The organism is Flavobacterium labens, from assembly GCF_048286755.1.
In the GTDB taxonomy this organism is placed as follows: domain Bacteria; phylum Bacteroidota; class Bacteroidia; order Flavobacteriales; family Flavobacteriaceae; genus Flavobacterium.
In genome coordinates this window covers 1,075,710-1,093,816 of record NZ_JBLVPL010000001.1, presented here as the reverse complement: position 1 = coordinate 1,093,816, position 18,107 = coordinate 1,075,710, and the positions used below count along the sequence as shown (strand labels likewise).

Annotated in this window: 16 protein-coding genes and 1 pseudogene; 5 read left to right on the top strand and 12 right to left on the bottom strand. The window is 35.7% G+C overall.

Annotated elements, in window-relative coordinates:
- Positions 1–19: 19 nt before the first annotated feature.
- On the top strand, positions 20–1,822 hold the full coding sequence (locus ACNQF8_RS04820; protein ID WP_417951014.1) for a GNAT family N-acyltransferase: 1,803 nt from the start codon (positions 20–22) through the stop codon (positions 1,820–1,822).
- A 53-nt stretch (positions 1,823–1,875) separates the two neighbouring features.
- Here the strand turns inward: ACNQF8_RS04820 and ACNQF8_RS04815 are convergent, their stop codons facing one another.
- From ACNQF8_RS04815 to ACNQF8_RS04805, 3 genes and pseudogenes are all read right to left on the bottom strand, one after another.
- Complete coding sequence (locus ACNQF8_RS04815; protein WP_417951013.1) at positions 1,876–2,157, bottom strand: TM2 domain-containing protein; 282 nt, start codon at positions 2,155–2,157, stop codon at positions 1,876–1,878.
- Between the two features lie 41 nt (positions 2,158–2,198).
- Positions 2,199–2,564: a VOC family protein gene (locus ACNQF8_RS04810; protein WP_417951292.1), complete on the bottom strand. Its 366-nt coding sequence runs from the start codon at positions 2,562–2,564 to the stop codon at positions 2,199–2,201.
- Positions 2,565–2,609: 45 nt separating this feature from the next.
- Positions 2,610–3,548 (bottom strand): annotated as a pseudogene (locus ACNQF8_RS04805) (2-hydroxyacid dehydrogenase); the annotation flags it as partial.
- 145 nt (positions 3,549–3,693) lie between these two features.
- On the opposite strand from ACNQF8_RS04805, the gene nhaA reads away from it, so the two are divergent.
- Positions 3,694–4,860 carry a Na+/H+ antiporter NhaA gene (nhaA, locus tag ACNQF8_RS04800; protein WP_417951012.1) on the top strand — a complete coding sequence of 389 codons (1,167 nt, stop codon included), beginning with the start codon at positions 3,694–3,696 and terminating at the stop codon, positions 4,858–4,860.
- Between the two features lie 284 nt (positions 4,861–5,144).
- On the opposite strand, the gene ACNQF8_RS04795 is transcribed toward nhaA, so the two are convergent.
- Together ACNQF8_RS04795 and ACNQF8_RS04790 are read right to left on the bottom strand one after the other, a co-directional pair.
- Entirely contained in the window at positions 5,145–5,741 is a 597-nt protein-coding gene (locus tag ACNQF8_RS04795) for a hypothetical protein (RefSeq protein WP_417951011.1), read from the bottom strand.
- 40 nt (positions 5,742–5,781) lie between these two features.
- On the bottom strand, positions 5,782–6,162 hold the full coding sequence (locus ACNQF8_RS04790) for a Dabb family protein (RefSeq protein WP_417951010.1): 381 nt from the start codon (positions 6,160–6,162) through the stop codon (positions 5,782–5,784).
- A gap of 248 nt (positions 6,163–6,410) precedes the next feature.
- Between ACNQF8_RS04790 and ACNQF8_RS04785 the strand changes: the two genes are divergently transcribed.
- Positions 6,411–6,860 (top strand): ferritin-like domain-containing protein, encoded by a 450-nt coding sequence (locus ACNQF8_RS04785; RefSeq protein ID WP_417951009.1) that lies wholly within the window; start codon positions 6,411–6,413, stop codon positions 6,858–6,860.
- A gap of 255 nt (positions 6,861–7,115) precedes the next feature.
- Here the strand turns inward: ACNQF8_RS04785 and proC are convergent, their stop codons facing one another.
- The 7 genes from proC to ACNQF8_RS04750 all read right to left on the bottom strand — a co-directional run bounded on the left by proC (position 7,116) and on the right by ACNQF8_RS04750 (position 14,655).
- The gene (gene proC / locus ACNQF8_RS04780) at positions 7,116–7,892 is read right to left on the bottom strand and encodes a pyrroline-5-carboxylate reductase (RefSeq protein WP_417951008.1); all 777 of its coding nucleotides are present in this window, start codon (positions 7,890–7,892) and stop codon (positions 7,116–7,118) included.
- Between the two features lie 149 nt (positions 7,893–8,041).
- On the bottom strand, positions 8,042–9,394 hold the full coding sequence (gene mgtE, locus ACNQF8_RS04775) for a magnesium transporter (protein WP_417951007.1): 1,353 nt from the start codon (positions 9,392–9,394) through the stop codon (positions 8,042–8,044).
- A complete protein-coding gene (rsmA, locus tag ACNQF8_RS04770) occupies positions 9,384–10,163 on the bottom strand; it encodes a 16S rRNA (adenine(1518)-N(6)/adenine(1519)-N(6))-dimethyltransferase RsmA (RefSeq protein ID WP_315205417.1) in 780 nt (259 codons plus the stop codon). Before rsmA ends, mgtE begins: the two co-directional genes overlap by 11 nt.
- 164 nt (positions 10,164–10,327) lie before the next feature.
- The gene (locus tag ACNQF8_RS04765; protein WP_417951006.1) at positions 10,328–10,639 is read right to left on the bottom strand and encodes a DUF4286 family protein; all 312 of its coding nucleotides are present in this window, start codon (positions 10,637–10,639) and stop codon (positions 10,328–10,330) included.
- A 70-nt stretch (positions 10,640–10,709) separates the two neighbouring features.
- Positions 10,710–12,485, bottom strand: a complete 1,776-nt coding sequence (locus ACNQF8_RS04760) for a tetratricopeptide repeat protein (protein ID WP_417952975.1) — start codon at positions 12,483–12,485, stop codon at positions 10,710–10,712.
- 121 nt (positions 12,486–12,606) lie between these two features.
- A complete protein-coding gene (serS, locus tag ACNQF8_RS04755) occupies positions 12,607–13,878 on the bottom strand; it encodes a serine--tRNA ligase (RefSeq protein WP_417952974.1) in 1,272 nt (423 codons plus the stop codon).
- A 237-nt stretch (positions 13,879–14,115) separates the two neighbouring features.
- Complete coding sequence (locus ACNQF8_RS04750; RefSeq protein ID WP_417952973.1) at positions 14,116–14,655, bottom strand: DMP19 family protein; 540 nt, start codon at positions 14,653–14,655, stop codon at positions 14,116–14,118.
- Between the two features lie 463 nt (positions 14,656–15,118).
- Between ACNQF8_RS04750 and metG the strand changes: the two genes are divergently transcribed.
- Positions 15,119–17,179, top strand: a complete 2,061-nt coding sequence (gene metG, locus ACNQF8_RS04745; protein WP_417952972.1) for a methionine--tRNA ligase — start codon at positions 15,119–15,121, stop codon at positions 17,177–17,179.
- 12 nt (positions 17,180–17,191) lie between these two features.
- Positions 17,192–18,088, top strand: coding sequence for a DMT family transporter (locus ACNQF8_RS04740; RefSeq protein WP_417952971.1), 897 nt, complete (start codon positions 17,192–17,194; stop codon positions 18,086–18,088).
- The last annotated feature ends 19 nt before the right edge of the window (positions 18,089–18,107 follow it).

Here is an 18,107-nt window from a genome sequence, read left to right as displayed (position 1 = left end):
TAAAAAAACAAAAAAATACATGGGTTTAGTAACCGCGAAAGAAGTTGCAAAAGCAATAAATGCAGACAAGTACGGAGTTCTGGGGACTTTTTCTGGCTGGATGCTAATGAAGGTGCTAAAAATCTCTACCTTAAACAAAGTATACGACAGAAATAAACATTTAAAAGACGTTGCCTTTTTAAATGGGATATTAGATGATTTACAAATAAAATTCGAAATTCCGGAAGAGGATTTAAAACGTTTACCAAAAGAAGGCGCTTATATCACCATTTCAAATCATCCGCTGGGAGGAATTGATGGTGTTTTATTGTTGAAATTAATGCTCGAAAGAGAACCAAATTTCAAAATTATCGCCAATTTCCTTTTGCACCGCATTACCCCTCTCAAGAAATACATTATGCCGGTGAATCCTTTTGAAAATCATAAGGATGCCAAATCAAGTGTAGTGGGAATTAAAGAAACCCTGCGCCATTTAAGTGATGGAAAACCATTAGGAATGTTTCCTGCCGGAGAAGTTTCTACTTACAAAGACGGAAAATTAATGGTAGACAAACCTTGGGAAGAAGGTGCAATTAAAGTCATTAGAAAAGCCCAAGTTCCTGTTGTTCCTATTTATTTTCATGCAAAAAACAGTCGATTATTTTATTTGCTCTCTAAAATAAGCAGCACTTTTAGAACAGCAAAACTGCCTTCGGAAGTGTTTAGCCAGAAACGACGCGTGATTAAAGTGCGCATTGGTAAACCAATTTCTGTAAGCGAACAAAACGAACATGCAACGATTGAGGAATATTCGGAATTTTTGAGAAAGAAAACCTATATGTTAGCGAATCCTTTCGAAAAAGAAAGTAACTTTTTGCCGACACCCACTTTAAAAATTCCTAAAAGCCCAAAGAAAATTGTTACTGCAGCAAGCCAAGACAAAATGATTAAGGAAGTTGAGGCGCTACGTAGCACTGATTGCCGACTTTTACAAAGTAAAAATTACGAAGTTTTCTTTGCTAGAGCATCTAAAGTCCCTAATATCTTACACGAGATTGGCCGTCTTAGAGAAATCACTTTCAGGGAAGTAGGCGAAGGGACAAACGAGCCCATTGATTTAGACAAACACGACCAATATTATCATCACCTCTTTTTATGGGATGCTGATGCAAATAAAATTGCCGGTGCGTATCGAATGGGATTAGGTTCAGAAATTTATCCAAAATATGGAATAAATGGTTTCTACCTCAACGACTTATTCCGTTTTGAACCTGAATTATATGATATGATGCACAAATCCATAGAGATGGGTCGTGCTTTTATCATTAAAGAATACCAACAGAAACCAATGCCGCTTTTCCTGCTTTGGAAAGGGATTATGCACACAACATTGCGTTATCCAGAACATAAATTTTTACTAGGTGGCGTGAGTATCAGCAATCAATTTTCAGATTTTTCGAAATCACTGATGATTGAATTCATGAAGTCCAATTATTATGATCCTTATATTGCGCAATACATTCACCCGAAGAAAGCGTATAAAGTAAAACTAAAAGATGCCGATAAGGATTTCATTTTCGATGAAGCCGAATCGGATTTGAATAAGTTTGATAAAATTATTGACGAATTGGAACCAGGAAGTTTGCGTTTACCCGTTTTGATTAAAAAATACATCAAACAAAACGCAAAAGTAGTAGCCTTTAATGTAGATCCATTGTTTAATAATGCTGTAGATGGATTAATGTATATCAGAATTGCAGACATTCCGGAAAGCACCATGAAACCCGTAATGGAAGAGTTTCAGGCTGAACTGGAACGAAAATTAAACGACAAAGAAGATTAATTCAGATTTCAGATTATATAAAAAATCCCGATTCAATCGGGATTTTTTATATTTTAGAACCAAGCTTTTTTACCAACTTGATACGTTTGATAAAACTCTTCGTCAGATTTTGTTAAATATATTATACCTTCAATAAGTCCCAATATACTTGTTACTACTCCACATGTAAAAAGGCTAATTACCAACCATATTATCCCTTCTGTTGTATAACCCAACAGGAATTTATGAATCCCTAGAGGACCTAAAAGAATAGCAAGTAATCCTGCTGCAATTTTTTTATTATCTGGTTGAACAGGCCTCGGATTGTTCCATTCTTCGTGTTTTAAATTTTCCATTGGTTAATTGTTATTGGTTTGTCTTTAAGTTACTAAAAAAATTATTGAAATGCTGTATCGATTGGTTCCCAAAGTTCTATCTTATTTCCTTCGCTATCCAGAATCCAGCCAAATTTTCCATACTCATAAGACTCCATATCACCCACAATTGTTACACCTTCATCCGATAATTTTTGTAATAATTTTTCTAAATCATCCACTCTGAAGTTTTGCATGAACTGTTTTTCGCTTGGCGCAAAATAAGTGGTGTCCTCCGCAAATGGCGACCATTGGGTAGAACAGTCATTTCCTTCTTTATCTTTCCACCAAAAAGTAGAACCATAATCATCGGTTTTTAAACCCAAATGTTTTCCGTACCAAGCAACCAGTTCTTTAGGGTTTTTTGATTTAAAAAAGAAACCACCAATTCCCGTAACGCGTTTCTCCGACGCTTCAACTTTGGCTTGACCAAAATACTTTGCTTTTATTTTATCGACAATGACTTGCGCCAATCGCTCATGACTTTCGAATGTCCAACCAGCAATATGCGGTGTCAAAATCACATTCTTTGCTTTCAACAAGTATTGAAAAGCTTCCGGTGTGTGTTTATCCTTAAACAGCGTTTCGAAAGACAATTTCTCATATTCCAAAACATCCAAACCAGCGCCGAGAATTTTACCGGATTGCATAGCAGCTACCAAATCGGCAGTGACAATATTCTTGCCCCGAGAGGTGTTTATAATCCAAAAAGACTTCGCAAATCCATTGATAAAATCAGCATTTACCATTTTATCCGTTTGGGGAGTCCACGGAATATGCAAACTCACTACATCTACTTTTTGTTGAAATTCTGCTAATGAAACCTGTTTCGCATTGGCGTCACCCACATTTTCCTGAATATCATAACAAAGGACTTCCACATCAAAGCCACGCAATTTTTTAGCAAATGATTTTCCCATATTTCCGTAACCGATAATCCCAACTACTTTTCCATCCAACTCATGACCGCGGTTACTTTCACGATTCCAGTGTCCCGCTCGTATCTCGCTATCAGCTTCGTTCAATTTATTAAAAAGGGATAAAATCATTCCCAATGTATGTTCGGCAACAGCATTTCGGTTTCCTTCGGGAGCAGCAATAAGTGTAATGTTTTTGGATATTGCGTAGTCGCAATCGATACTTTCTAATCCCGCTCCTACGCGTGCAATAAATTGCAAATTAGTGGCTTTGTCCAAGAACGTCTTGTCAATTTTAAACCTACTGCGAATCACAATTCCTTGATATTCATGAATTTTGGCTTCAACTTCCTCTTTTAACGAAGTGAAATCGCTGTGATTTATAAATCCGGACTGTTGCAATTGATCCCACAGTAAGGAATGATTGCTATCGATATGAAGGACTTTGATATCCATAAAAGTAGTGTTTTTTTGATACTTCAAATTAACAAAAAAATTACGGTTTATTGTTTTGTCAAAGGAAATTAGCTCATAAAATCGTAAATTAGCAATCACAATTTTTATTATAAATCGAATGCTTATAATAAATGAAAACTAAAAAATGAAATTAACAAAAACATTCAAAGCTTTTTTTGAAAGTGAAAAAGCAGGTGGTCTTTTATTGCTTTTTGTAACAATACTCTCTCTTTTATTAGCCAATTCTTCTATTCAAACCGAATATATTGCATTTTGGGAAACCAATATCGGTAGTCATTCGATAACGCACTGGATCAATGATGGTTTAATGGCTATTTTCTTTCTTTTGATTGGGTTAGAATTAGAACGCGAAATCTATCAAGGAGAATTATCCAGTATTAAAAATGCGGCTTTACCTATTTTTGGAGCATTAGGTGGAATGGTTGTCCCTGCGGGAATCTTTTTACTATTAAATTTTGGAACTATAACACAAAACGGAGCCGGAATCCCTATGGCGACCGATATTGCTTTTGCTATTGGTATCCTATCACTTTTAGGAAATCGCGTTCCTACATCTTTGAAAGTATTCCTGACTGCGCTTGCCGTAATCGATGATTTAGGCGCCATCATGGTCATTGCCATATTTTATACAGACACAATTGCTTATCTGAATTTGTTTATTGCTTTTGCCATTATGGGAGGCTTATTTATTTTAAATCGAATAAAAGTACACAGTCTAATTCCTTATTTGATTGGTGGAGCAGCGATGTGGTATTTCATGCTAAATTCAGGTGTTCATGCCACAATAACCGGAGTATTATTAGCCTTTGTAATTCCGTTTGGGAATGGCGGCAAAAAAACATCTTCGTACCGATTACAGCATTTTTTACACAACCCAGTAGCATTTTTTATTCTTCCGTTATTTGCCATTGCCAATACATGTATAGCTATAAACTCGGATTGGCATGAGGAATTGAACCATCCCAACACGATTGGAATTATGCTGGGTCTCGTGGTAGGAAAACCATTGGGAATCTGGTTGTTTTCATTCCTTGCGGTGAGTTTAGGGATTTGTACGTTGCCAAGAGATTTAAAATGGAGTAGTATTCTGGGAGCAGGAATGCTGGGCGGAATAGGCTTCACGATGTCTATTTTTATAACCTTGCTTGCTTTTAAAAATGATGGCGAAGAAGTTATCACCTATTCTAAAATTGCGATTCTGGTTGCTTCATTTATTGCTGGAACCATTGGTTTCTTATGGTTGAAATTTAATTTGAAACCTGCTAAAGTAAAACAAACACAACCTAAGTAAATCAATATAACCTTTTAAGTTTTGTAATTTTTTACTTTTTTTGAAAATGGAAAAAACAATTAATGATTTTAGTTTTGGTCTAATTTTATGGCAAATTGTAATAGTATTTTGTTTAGTTGTAATTTTCTATTTTACAGTAAAACTGTACAGAAAAATTGTAAAATATTTAGACAAGAACCCTTAATCCTACACACATAAAATCAAAAAAGGGTGTTTTCCACAGCCTTTTTTATTTCTATCTCAATAACAAGATGTAATATCCATTATTATTTTTTCTTTATTTCCTACAAAGTATATCCAATTCCTATATGTAGATAAGGAATGTATTGATTTCTATTATACGCACCATCTACATTCTGTACATTACCATTAACCGAATTCTCTTTCAAATACACTACGCGATACCCAAATCCTACAGCAGTTTCATACGTAAAATGATTGCCTATTTGACGCTTTAAACCCCAAGTAGGAACAATCGCTAAATCGGCCGTTTTTGTCACGTTATCGGCTAAGTTTATCACAAACCAGTCTGGATGGTAACTTGTTTTAATCGAAATATAGTTTCCGCTGTTATTGGCTGTTTTTTTACCTTTTGAGTTCCTTTTTTCCAGATTGTAATAATATCTTGGCTCTACTGTAAGTACAGGTTGCAAAATAAAACCAGCGCCATCGTAATGATCTCCAACTGTAAAATCCTTTTCAAGCCCAATTTCACTTCGTAAAGCGATGCTATTTGAAAGTTTGCTTTCATTATTTAACCAAATTCCAGTGTGTACTCCAAATCCAGTTTGTATTCCAAAAATTGATTTTTCAACACCTACTTCTTGGGCGTTTATATTAAGATTAAATGCCAGAATCAGGATTGCTATTACTCTTTTCATTTTATATTTAATAATCTTTAATTTTTAAATCGGTTTTTGTTTATTTATTCGTCCAATAATCTACTACGGTGACTTTATCTGGTGCCGGATTCAAAACTGCCACAAAAGCTTTATGATCCGGATGAATCAAATACGCATCTCTATCTGCTTCACTTTTAAAAGTCAAGACAAAACAATGTGTTAAACCGTTATTTAAGTTTTCAGGACTGTTGTTAATTCCCCATTCATACGCTTTGATCAACTTTATTTTATGCTCTAAGTTACCAAAAGCAGTTATCACTTTGTCAATTGCTGCTGCATCTGTACCGGGTTTCCATCCAAACATCACCACATGTCTGAGCACTTGTTTTTGCTTGGCTTGTTGGGCGTTTACAGTGTAACTTGAAATTAAAATAAACATTAATAGGAGTAGTTTTTTCATGATAGTTTTTTTCAAATATAAGATTTATTTTATAAAATGATTCCTGATATAGCATATTGTGCGCGTAACTCATACATTGAATTCATAATTAAAGCTTTTTAATTGTTTATATTTTAAACTCTGTTTGTCAAATACTTAACAATGTGTCAATGTTACAAATTTTAAAAAAAATTGTGTAAAAGTTATATTGTAATGTATGCTGATATTTGTGTAAGTGAAAATTAATTCGCTCAATAAATACAAAAAAGATGAATACTGAAAAATCAATTGACATATTAAATTCGTTAATCCAAATCAATAACGATAGAATCCAAGGGTACGAAACTGCTTCAAAAGAGGCTGATGAAACAGACTTAAAAACATTGTTTTCTCATTTTACTGAAACAAGTTTAAAATGCAAATCAGATCTTGTTGCGGAGGTAAAAAGATTAGATGGAACACCAACTGAAGGAACAACTACATCAGGTAAATTATTTAGAGTATGGATGGACATTAAATCTGCCATGACAGGAAGCGACAGAAAAGCGATAATCAATTCATGTGAATATGGAGAAGAAGCTGCACTTGAAACCTACGATGACGCATTAACTCATGCTGAAGATTTATCCTCGGAACAACTGATGATGATTAACGAACAACGTGCTGCTATAAAAGCAAATCACCAAAAAATAAAAGATTTAAGCAATCTTATGGCTTAAATTTTTGTTTGTTGTAACGGGCATTAGTCAAATTCATTTTACTACCCAGTTGGTTATATTTATTTCAAGTAAAAAAATTGCTTAACGATTAATCAAGATACTAAATATCAGAATCTTGATTAATCGCTAAGCAATTTCTATTTGGAGTTTTATAGAAAATTATTTTTTGACCTTTAGAATTGCCTCTTCACGACAACAAACCTTTTCAAAGTATTGACCCAATAATTTGGGGAGCAGGGCACGCGCTACTTACGTTTATCCCTTAATTTGTTTCAAAGATGTTTTGATTCCACGTATTAATGACGAACTGAATCCGTGCATTTCCATTTCGTTCAATCCCGCAATCGTGCAGCCTTGTGGCGTGGTCACACGGTCAATTAATTGTTCCGGGTGTACTTTTTCTTCCAGCAGCATTTCGGCGGCACCTTTTACTGTTTGTGCTGAGATGGCCAAAGCAGTTTGCCAGTCAAAACCTATTTCGATTCCAGCTTGCATCGAAGCGCGAATGTATCGCAATGCAAAAGCAGTTCCGCTTGCTGCCAAAACGGTTGCTGCATCCATCAGTTTTTCGTCTATAATAGGAGCGGTTCCCAAACTCTGAAAAAGAGCAACTACGTCTTGAGCCTTCTCTTTATCTTTTTCATGGAATGCAATACAAGTGGCTGATGCGCCAAATTGTGCCGCAATATTGGGCATGATTCGGATGGCACTATTAGCAATACCTATTTTGTTTTGTAAATTTTCTATGGACAAGCCACTCACTGCCGAAGCAATGATTTTATTAGAAATTACAGGAAGGATTTCGGCTAAAACGGTATCCACTTGGTACGGTTTTATAGTCAAAATAATGACATCTGCTTCCTGAATCTGGTGTATATTATTGGTGGAAACTGTAGCACCTAATTTTTCAAGATAGAGAATACTGGATGTGTTTCTTCGGGTTATAGTTACTTGATTTTCTGGTGAAAATTTTGATAATCCTAATGCGATAGAGACTCCTAAGTTTCCTCCGCCAATGATGTGTACTTTCATGCTGGTTGTGGTTTTTCCTCTCCCTAACCCTCTCCAAAGTATAGTGAGCAGTTAGGGAAAAGTGTTGGTTGTGTAGTTATAGTTGTATTAGTTTGTTGTTGAATTTCCTCTCAATATTCTATTGTCTTTCTTCTTTGTTCTATTCTCTCTTAAAACCCCAGAATCATTTTTGCTATCGAAAAATAAATCAGAATTCCGCAAATATCATTGCTCGTTGTGATGAACGGTCCAGTTGCTAGTGCGGGATCAATACCAAATTTATCCAGCAATAACGGAATAAAAGTCCCTATTAACGAAGCAATTATAATTACTGAAATTAATGCTGTGGTTACAATAACACCAATGATAATCTCGACATTCAATAGAAAATGACTTCCTAAAAACAATATCGTAGCCAGAATCACTCCGTTTAACAAACTCAGCGACACTTCTTTTACCAATCTATTAAACAAGGAGCCACTTAACGTATTGTTAGCCAAACCCTGTACAATAATTGCCGATGACTGCACCCCAACATTTCCTGCCATAGCGGCAATAAGCGGCGTAAAAAAGAACAAATTTCCATGCTCGAGCATAGCTCCTTCAAACAAGCCCAGCACTTTTACGGAGATAAAACCGCCTAAAAGAGCCAAAACTAACCACGGCAAACGTGCCTTTGTATGTTCAAATATACTATCATCTGCTTCAACGTCCTGCGAGATACCTGCTGCTAACTGGTAATCCTCATCGGCTTCATCCTTGATTACATCTACAATGTCATCAATAGTGATTCGACCTACTAATCGTCCCATTTCATCTACGACAGGGATAGCTTCTAAATCGTATTTTTGCATGATTCGAGCCACCTCAACATCTTCAGTATCGACTTTTACGGAGTTTAATTTCCTGATATAAACATCGCTAACTGGTGTTCTAGAAGAAGTGGTCAATAAATCCTTGAGTGACAAACGTCCTTTCAGTCGGTCTTCATCATCCACTACATAAATCGAATGGACTCTGGAAATATTTTCGGCCTGAATACGCATTTCTTTCACACAGGTCAGGACATTCCAATTTTCATTGACTTTAACCAATTCCTTGTGCATGATTCCACCTGCGGTATCTTCGTCATAACGCAATAAGTCAACAATATCTTTAGCGTGCTCAACATCCTGGAGTTCTGATATTACTTCGGCTTTCAAATCTTTCGAAAGCTCCGCAATAATATCGGCGGCGTCATTGGTTTCCAGCTCGTCTAATTCTTCCGCAATCTCTTTTGGCGAAAGCCTGCTTAATATATTTTCCCGCAAATCATCTTCCAGTTCCAGAAGGATTTCGGCGGTTTTTTCACTGTCTAAAACTTTAAAAATATAGGTTGCTTCATTAAAATCAAGCTCATCAAGAATTTCAGCAATATCAGCATGGTGCATGTCATTCAATAATACTTCCAGTTGCTGGTCGTTTTTATTTTGAATGAGTTGCTCTAATTCTTGTATTAATTCTTTGCTGATTTTAAACTCCATCGGCTTCTATTTTTTGGGTGAGTGCTATGAACTGTTCTACATCTAATTGTTCTGGTCGAAGATTGAAAATTTCATCTTCTCTCAAACTATCCGACAAATTTAAGGTTTTTAAACTGTTTCGTAACGTTTTGCGTCGTTGTTGAAAAGCCGTTTTAACTACCGTAAAAAACAATTTTTCGCCGCAAGGCAAACTGTAATCTTTCTTCCTACGCAAACGCAAAACACCTGATTTTACCTTTGGTGGTGGAATAAATACATTCTCATCTACCGTAAATAAATATTCGGCATCATAAAAAGCCTGAACCAAAACCGACAGAATTCCATACGCTTTCGTTCCCTTTTTTTCACAAATACGTTGCGCTACTTCTTTCTGGAACATCCCTGCAAATTCCGGAATCTGATCGCGGTATTCCAAAGTTCTAAACACAATTTGAGTTGAAATATTATACGGGAAATTCCCAATAATCGCAAATTGTTTTCCTTCAAAAACATCGTTGACATTGTATTTCAAAAAATCTTTGGAAATGATTCTGTCTTTTAATTTTGGATAATTCTGGTCTAAATACGTTACTGATTCCGTATCGATTTCAATAACGTAGGTGTTCACCGGTTTATCCAACAAATATTTTGTCAAAACTCCCATTCCCGGACCTATCTCTAATACATCATCATAACCTTCTAAATTCAACGTGTCAGCAATGTCTTTTGCAATGCTTTCGTCTTTCAAGAAGTGTTGTCCGAGGTGTTTTTTGGCTGTTACTTTTTCCATGTTTTCATTGCGAGGCACGAAGCAATCTCGCTGTATTTTAGGTTTATTTTGGCACTAAGGCACAAAGTGTATTTTATTTCAAATTGGAGGTCGCAGATTGCTACTTCAAGATTGTGGTTCAAAACGACAATCTGAATATGCTTGCTTCATTCCTTACAATGACTCTAAAAATCGGCAATCAATTCTAATTCTGTTCTGAAAGCAAGCATTTTATCTCCAAACAACTTCGCTCCTTCTTCCCGAAAAGCCGGCGCATCTTCCTGGTAATATTTCTCCAAAGTTTCTTTGCTGTCAGTCGTATATTGAACCGAATAGGTTACTCCGCCCATTTCCTCTTCAATTAAAACCCTTACCATTCTTGCCGAAGAGAATTTTCCTGTTGCCAAAATTTCAGGAATGTGTTTGTATTGCATCCAGATCATCCATTGATCGTGAACGCTTTCGTGTATGTTTGTGGTAACGTTGTATAATATCATTTTTTTTAGATTGTTAGATTATTAAATTATTAGACTTTTCAAAAAATCCAAGAATCTAAATAATCTGTTTTTATAAATTAGTGTCTCCTCGCAATTGCCTGAATTTCTTCCGGGCTTCCACAAAATAAATACTGTCCTGATGATTGAACAATACCTTTTCATATAAAGGCTTCGCTTTTTCAGGCAACAACTGCTTGTTATAAATTTCTGCCGAAAAATACAACGCTTCATCTATATAAATTCCGTCGCTGTGCTGGTTAATAATGGTTTGGTATTGGCTTAAAGCTAAAGCAAAATCACCTTTCTTTTCGTATATTTTCCCTAATCGCAACAAGGTCACAGCCTCTATTTCTTGTCCTTTGTGGTTTTTCAAAATCAATTGAAACTGCGCAATAGCTTCCTGATTTCTGTTTTGATACAACAGATAATCTCCTTTTGCAAATTGCTTCAAAGCCGTTTGTGTTGAATCAGCTGCAGTGTTGTCGTTTATCAACAGAAAATATTCCAAAGCATCATTGGCAATCAACTGCGTATTGGCTGATTTCAATTCCTTAAATTGTTTCAATGCCCATGCAAAATCAGTTTTGAAATAACTCGTTTTTGCAGCTTTTAAACTGGCTTCATGCGCCATTACATCATTCTTCAAATCTAATTCTATCTGCGAATAATAGATCAAAGCCTGATTAAATTTTTCTTCGAAAAGCAGAATATCTGCCAGTTCCATTTTGGCATTGGCTAGCTGATAATCATTCAATTGTAATTCCAGCGCTCTCTTGACTATCGCCTTTCCTTCTTCTGGTTTTTTCAAATTAAATGCCGTGAAATGCGCCTGAATCAGCTGCAAAGATAAGGTAAAAGGACTTATTTCAAATTGTTTCAACAAACCGTCTAATTCTGTACTGATAGCTGCAAAGTCATTTTCGGATGCTTTTTCAATTTTCATGGTTATCAAATATGAATTCGCTTGGATAAGCAATTCTAAATCTTGTGTGTTTTCCAGTACAAATCCCAAAATTTCTTTAGCCGCTTCCTGATTCCCTTCTTCAATGGCGAGTTGTCCTAAATTCACAATATTAGCAAGTGATTCCGGATTGCGTTTGTAAATGGCTTTCTCCTGAATAAATGCTTTTTCGAATTCTTTTTGTTGTACATAAAACCAACTCAAATAATGATTCCAAAAGAGATCTTGATTTTTTTGAGTTCTAACAATTAATGCTTTGCGCAACAGTTCATTGAAGTTTGCATCACCTTCGTCAACCATAAAACGAACCAGTTGATTTTGGATTCTAATGGAGTTTTGAGGATTGGCAAATGCTTCATCCAGAAAAGTGGAAATCATCATTTCCATATTAGACAATTGACCGTAAAGCAATCCTATTTGATAATTAAAATTAAAATTCGGTTCTAATTCCGTAGCGGTTTTATAGGATTTTAATGCGTATTCGAGCAACACTTTTTTCTCAAAAGCGTTTGATATTCCGTAGACTTCATTAGGATTTTTTTTGATTCGTTCCAAAGCCTGTTCGTAGTACATCTTGGCTTTGACATCATTTTTTTGCAACTGATAATTATAACCCAATTCTACCAGAAGATTCCCTTGATTGTACTTGTTGAATCGTTCTTGAATGGCTTTTTCAGCGCTTTCAAACTGTTGCAATTGCTGAGAACAATCGATTATTCTTAAAAAATATTGCGAGTTTAACGGAATCTCTTTCAGTAATTCTTCATAGCTGATTTTTGCTTTTTCAAAATCACCTTTGTCATAATAATACTGCGCTAATTGTTCGTTTTGAGAAAAACAAACCAATGAAAAAAACAGGGCGATATGTAGAAAGAGTTTTTTCATTATTAATTGCAGTTTGCCTTGTCAAATATCTATTTTTTTAAACATATAAGTCATATTAAGACTTGCATCGCTTTCAATTTTAAACTTTGCAAAAACTTATATGACTTATATGTTAAATTTTTTAATCTATAATATCAAATCCGCAATACGGACGTAATACTTCTGGTATTACGATTCCTTCCGGAGTTTGGTAATTTTCTAAAATTCCGGCCAAAACTCTTGGCAAAGCCAATGAACTTCCGTTTAAAGTGTGTGCCAATTGGTTTTTTCCGTCTTTGTCTTTAAAACGCAATTTCAAACGATTCGCTTGAAAAGTCTCAAAATTAGAAACCGAACTGATTTCTAACCAACGATCCTGAGCGGTAGAAAACACTTCGAAATCATACGTCAAAGCCGAAGTGAAACCCATATCACCGCCACAAAGACGCAATATTCGGTAAGGTAATTTCAATTCTTGTAATATATTTTTAACGTGTTCTACCATTCCGTCCAAAGCTTCATACGATTTATCAGGATGTTCTACACGTACGATTTCCACTTTATCAAATTGATGCAAACGGTTTAATCCACGAACGTGCGCCCCATAAGAACCTGCTTCACGACGGAAACATGGCGTGTAAGCCGTTGTTAAAACTGGTAATTCATTTTCGTTAAGGATTACATCACGGAACAAATTCGTCACCGGAACCTCAGCCGTTGGAATCAAGTATAAATCATCGGTTTTATCATGGTACATTTGCCCTTCTTTGTCCGGCAATTGTCCCGTTCCATAAGCCGATGATTCGTTGACCATGTGCGGAACCTGAACTTCATTGTACCCTGCAGCTGTATTTTTGTCCAAGAAATAATTGATTAAGGCGCGTTGTAATCGTGCTCCTTTTCCTTTATAAACCGGAAATCCTGCTCCAGTGATTTTTACACCCAATTCAAAATCAATGATGTCATATTTTTTTACCAATTCCCAATGTGGTTGAGCACCTTCGTGCAAAACTGGAATCTCTCCTTCTTCAAAAACATTTAGGTTTTCCTCTGGTGTTTTTCCAACAGGAACGATATCAGCAGGAAGATTGGGTAAAGTATATAATTTTTCTAAAAGTTCAGCGGCAAGTGCATCAGCGGCTTCCGCTAAAGCCTTGCTTTTCTCTTTGTTTAAAACGGTTTTTTCTTTAAGAATTGCAGCTTTAGATTTCTCACCCGCTTTCATCAATTCGCCAATGTCTTTGGATAATTTATTAGATTCGGACAAAATGTTGTCTAGCTCCACTTGCGTAGCGCGACGTTTTTCATCCAGTTGTACCACTTCTTCAACAACACTTGTAGCATCGATGTTTCTCTTTGCCAAAGCGGTGATTACTTTTTCTTGATTCTCTCTAATAAATGCGATTTGTAACATAGCTTGATTTTTTTAACGCTAACTTTTATAATAATGGAAGCAAATTTAAGGAAATGTTTGATAGAAATGGGACAAAAAATTAGTCAAAAGTCCAAAGTCATAAAGTCACAAAGTCAAGTTCTAGGAAATAACCTTATTTAGTCACCCTTTGTTGAAATATAATATTTTGTTGAAAAGACAATGGAGTACAACAGAAAAATACCTTTAAGACTTTTGACTTACGACTTTTGGCTAAGTTTAGGCTCTTTTAATCTCATGACCCACAAATTCTTCTAAGGCTGCAAACATGTCGTCTACAGAAAGGACTTCGAAATCGGGATGTGTTTTTAAAAAATCAGCATTTAGAGTAATCAGGTTTTCTTCAATTTCGAAAAAAGTGTCGTTGTTAAGAAAATCTCGGATAGGATTTACTCCTTCCAATTTCCCTTTTAGGAATTTATTCAGTTTTATACTGCTCATTAATTTTATTTTTTTGGATTGTTGTTGGAACAATTCCAAATGCTTTTCAGCACCAATTAATGCTAAACCTTCTTCTATTAATTCGTTCAGTTCTTTATCCCAACCCGAATTATATACAAACTGAGCAAAATTTCCTTCGGTATATTGCGAGGTGTAATAGTCTAAATAATAACTCATTATAGCATCTTCGTGAATCAAATCATCGTTTACGCCTTCCTCGCGCATTAAGTTGATTACCGAAATATTAGAGTGAATCACATCTTGAAGGTTCTCACTATTAAAGGCTGTTTCTGAAATAATTATTCTACCGAATTCCATTTGTTTTGTATTTGAATATGTGTTGCAAATTTCGGGTAAATAAAAACAGAAACGAAATACAATGCAATTTATATGCTATCAGATTCGTTACTATTCTTTTTCTGATTCATTTTTGTAACTAAAGCTTTCAACCGTAAGGCTTTTTCTTTTTTTTCTTCATGAAGCTTAGCCTTTTTCCGATTGAGCAATTTGGTATGCAGCGCCTTATTTTTAGTGTTTTTTTCGGGTCCCTTTGCCATGATTTACAGTCTTCTTTAATTACGGTTACAAATATAATTAATCATTTTACATTATCTCAAAAAACGTCTTTCACCAACAAATCCCCTAGCCCCGATAGCAGTGAAATTCCTTATTGTTTTTAAAGAAAAAACAATAAGATTGCAATCTCGTCTTTAAAACGAGACGGTAAATAGCTTCAAATAAAAATTCTATTGCTTATTTTTGCACTCAATAAAATTGAATCATGATACAGAATCCAAAAAGATATACGATTACAGCGGCATTGCCGTATACGAACGGACCGATTCACATTGGCCATTTGGCGGGTGTTTACGTGCCTTCCGACATATATTCCAGATATTTAAGATTGCAAGGAAGAGACGTTTTGTTTGTTTGCGGAAGTGACGAACACGGTGTGGCGATTTCGATGAAAGCCAAAAAAGAAGGCATTACGCCACAGGAAGTAATCGACAAATATGATGGAATCATCCGTAAATCGTTCTCTGATTTTGGAATTTCGTTTGATAATTACTCCAGAACTTCGGCTAAAATTCATCATGATACGGCTTCGGAATTTTTTAGAAAACTGTATGAACAAGGTGATTTTATTGAAGAAGTGACCGAGCAATTGTATGATGCAAAAGCAGATCAATTCTTAGCAGATCGTTTTGTGGTGGGAACTTGCCCAAAATGCGGCAACGAAGAAGCATACGGCGATCAATGCGAAAAATGCGGTTCGACGCTAAATGCTACGGATTTGATTAATCCAAAATCGACAATTACAGGAGAAACTCCTATTTTGAAATCAACAAAACACTGGTTTTTACCTTTGGACCGTTACGAAGATTTCTTAAGAGAATGGATTCTCGTTGGACATAAAAATGACTGGAAACCAAATGTTTACGGTCAAGTAAAATCGTGGATTGATGGCGGATTAGAACCTCGTGCAGTAACTCGTGACTTGGATTGGGGAATTGATGTTCCCGTTGAAGGTGCCGAAGGAAAAAAATTATACGTGTGGTTTGATGCGCCTATTGGGTACATTTCTTCTACCAAAGAATGGGCTTTGCGCGAAGGAAAAGATTGGGAACCATATTGGAAAGATGAAGACACAAAACTGGTTCACTTCATTGGGAAAGACAATATTGTTTTCCATTGTATCATTTTTCCTGCGATGTTGAAAGCCGAAGGAAGTTATATTTTGCCGGACAATGTTCCTGCAAACGAGTTCTTGAATTTGGAAGGAAATAAATTATCTACGTCTAAAAACTGGGCAGTTTGGTTGCACGAATATTTAGAAGAATTCCCGAATCAGCAAGATGTTTTGCGTTATGCGTTGACATCGAATGCACCAGAAACTAAGGATAATGATTTTACTTGGAAAGATTTTCAGGCGAGAAATAATAATGAATTGGTAGCGATTTACGGGAATTTTATTAATCGTGTCGTGGTTTTAACCAATAAATATTACAACGGAATTGTACCACAACCAAATGAGCTTTCTGAGGTAGATGAAGCAACTTTAACCGAATTGAAAGCGTATCCAGCAGTAATTTCAAGTTCCGTAGAGCGTTATAGATTTCGTGAAGCTTTGAGCGAATTGATGAATGTAGCGCGTTTGGGAAATAAATATTTGGCTGACGAAGAGCCTTGGAAAGTGATAAAAGACAATCCGGATCGCGTGCAAACACAAATGTATGTGGCGTTGCAAATTGCTGCTGCATTGAGTTCACTTTGCGAACCTTTCCTACCATTTACAGCAAAAAAATTATCAAGAATTTTAAAAATAGAAAGTCCGTTGAACTGGAATACTATTGCTCAAAATTCTGATTTGATTCCGGCTGGACATCAAATTGGGGAAGCTGAATTGTTGTTTGCTAAAATTGAAGACGAAGAAATTCAAAAACAAATCGACAAACTGGAAGCAACTAAAACGGCTAATACTGCCGAAAACAAAAAAGCTGAACCACAGAAAGAAGCGATTCAATTTGAGGATTTTGCCAAAATGGATATTCGTGTAGGAACCATATTGGAAGCCGAAAAAATGCCGAAAGCCAACAAGCTTTTGATTTTGAAAATCGATACCGGAATTGACGTTCGCACGATAGTTTCAGGAATTGCAGAGAGTTTCAAACCGGAAGATATTATCGGAAAAAGAGTTACTGTTTTAGTGAATTTGGCTCCAAGAAATCTTCGTGGTGTAGAAAGTCAAGGCATGATTTTGATGACTACGAATGCTGAAGGGAAACTGGTTTTTGTAAATCCAGATACAGATGGTGTTGCTAATGGAGAGACAATCAATTAAGAAAATTATAAAATGAAAATAAAAAAGCCGCAATTAGCTTTAATTGTTGGGATACTCTGCATTTCGATTTTTCCAATATTAATAAAACTTCGGTTAACTCCCGGACTAATTTCGGCTTTTTATAGAATGGCAATTGCAGTAACCTTGTTATTGCCGTATGTCATTATTACAAAAAAATTCAAGCTTCCAACTTTCAAAGTATTAATTCCTGCTATAATTTGCGGAATTTTATTTGCCTCAGATGTTGCCGTTTGGAATATTGCTATCCAAGAATCCAGCGCTACTCAGGCTTCACTGCTTACTAATTTATCGCCGCTTTGGGTGGGCATTGGTTCGTTTTTATTTTTAAAAACAAAACCCGCCACTAATTTCTGGATTGGAACTCTAATCTCATTATTCGGAATGATTATGCTGGTTGGTTTTCAGTTTTTTATTGAACTGAATTTTGACACCGCATTCCTGTTAGCCGTGTTATCGGGTATTTTATACGCTATTTACTTATTGATCAGCAAAAAAGTACTTTCTAAAGTAGACGTGCTTTCATTTATGACCATCAGCCTAATCTCTTCAAGTATATATTTAGGAATTCTCTGTTTAATGTTAGGCGAACCTTTTTCTGGGTTTTCTGATGTTGGTTGGTTGGTCTTGTTGATCCAGGCAGTAGTTTGCCAACTTTTAGCATGGTTATCGCTCAGTTATGCCACACAACACATGCGCGCCACAAGAGTGTCTTTGAGCTTGCTAGCCCAAGCCGTTTTGACTGCTATTTTAGCTTGGTTATTTTTAGAGGAAATAATTACGCTGCAAATGATTATCGGTGGAATTATTTTACTTTTAGGTATCCGAATTACCTTTTATTCGAAAACAATTTCAATGAAGAAAGTCTTTTCCAAAACAGTTAAAAGTTAAAAGAAAAACCTCAATTATT

Excerpts from the sequence above, each read along its gene's own strand:
- ACNQF8_RS04820 (WP_417951014.1), top strand. The coding sequence starts at position 20 with ATGGGTTTAGTAACCGCGAAAGAAGTTGCAAAAGCAATAAATGCAGAC.
- ACNQF8_RS04815 (WP_417951013.1), bottom strand. The coding sequence starts at position 2,157 with ATGGAAAATTTAAAACACGAAGAATGGAACAATCCGAGGCCTGTTCAA.
- nhaA (WP_417951012.1), top strand. The coding sequence starts at position 3,694 with ATGAAATTAACAAAAACATTCAAAGCTTTTTTTGAAAGTGAAAAAGCA.
- ACNQF8_RS04795 (WP_417951011.1), bottom strand. The coding sequence starts at position 5,741 with ATGAAAAGAGTAATAGCAATCCTGATTCTGGCATTTAATCTTAATATA.
- ACNQF8_RS04790 (WP_417951010.1), bottom strand. The coding sequence starts at position 6,162 with ATGAAAAAACTACTCCTATTAATGTTTATTTTAATTTCAAGTTACACT.
- ACNQF8_RS04785 (WP_417951009.1), top strand. The coding sequence starts at position 6,411 with ATGAATACTGAAAAATCAATTGACATATTAAATTCGTTAATCCAAATC.
- proC (WP_417951008.1), bottom strand. The coding sequence starts at position 7,892 with ATGAAAGTACACATCATTGGCGGAGGAAACTTAGGAGTCTCTATCGCA.
- mgtE (WP_417951007.1), bottom strand. The coding sequence starts at position 9,394 with ATGGAGTTTAAAATCAGCAAAGAATTAATACAAGAATTAGAGCAACTC.
- rsmA (WP_315205417.1), bottom strand. The coding sequence starts at position 10,163 with ATGGAAAAAGTAACAGCCAAAAAACACCTCGGACAACACTTCTTGAAA.
- ACNQF8_RS04765 (WP_417951006.1), bottom strand. The coding sequence starts at position 10,639 with ATGATATTATACAACGTTACCACAAACATACACGAAAGCGTTCACGAT.
- ACNQF8_RS04760 (WP_417952975.1), bottom strand. The coding sequence starts at position 12,485 with ATGAAAAAACTCTTTCTACATATCGCCCTGTTTTTTTCATTGGTTTGT.
- serS (WP_417952974.1), bottom strand. The coding sequence starts at position 13,878 with ATGTTACAAATCGCATTTATTAGAGAGAATCAAGAAAAAGTAATCACC.
- ACNQF8_RS04750 (WP_417952973.1), bottom strand. The coding sequence starts at position 14,655 with ATGGAATTCGGTAGAATAATTATTTCAGAAACAGCCTTTAATAGTGAG.
- metG (WP_417952972.1), top strand. The coding sequence starts at position 15,119 with ATGATACAGAATCCAAAAAGATATACGATTACAGCGGCATTGCCGTAT.
- ACNQF8_RS04740 (WP_417952971.1), top strand. The coding sequence starts at position 17,192 with ATGAAAATAAAAAAGCCGCAATTAGCTTTAATTGTTGGGATACTCTGC.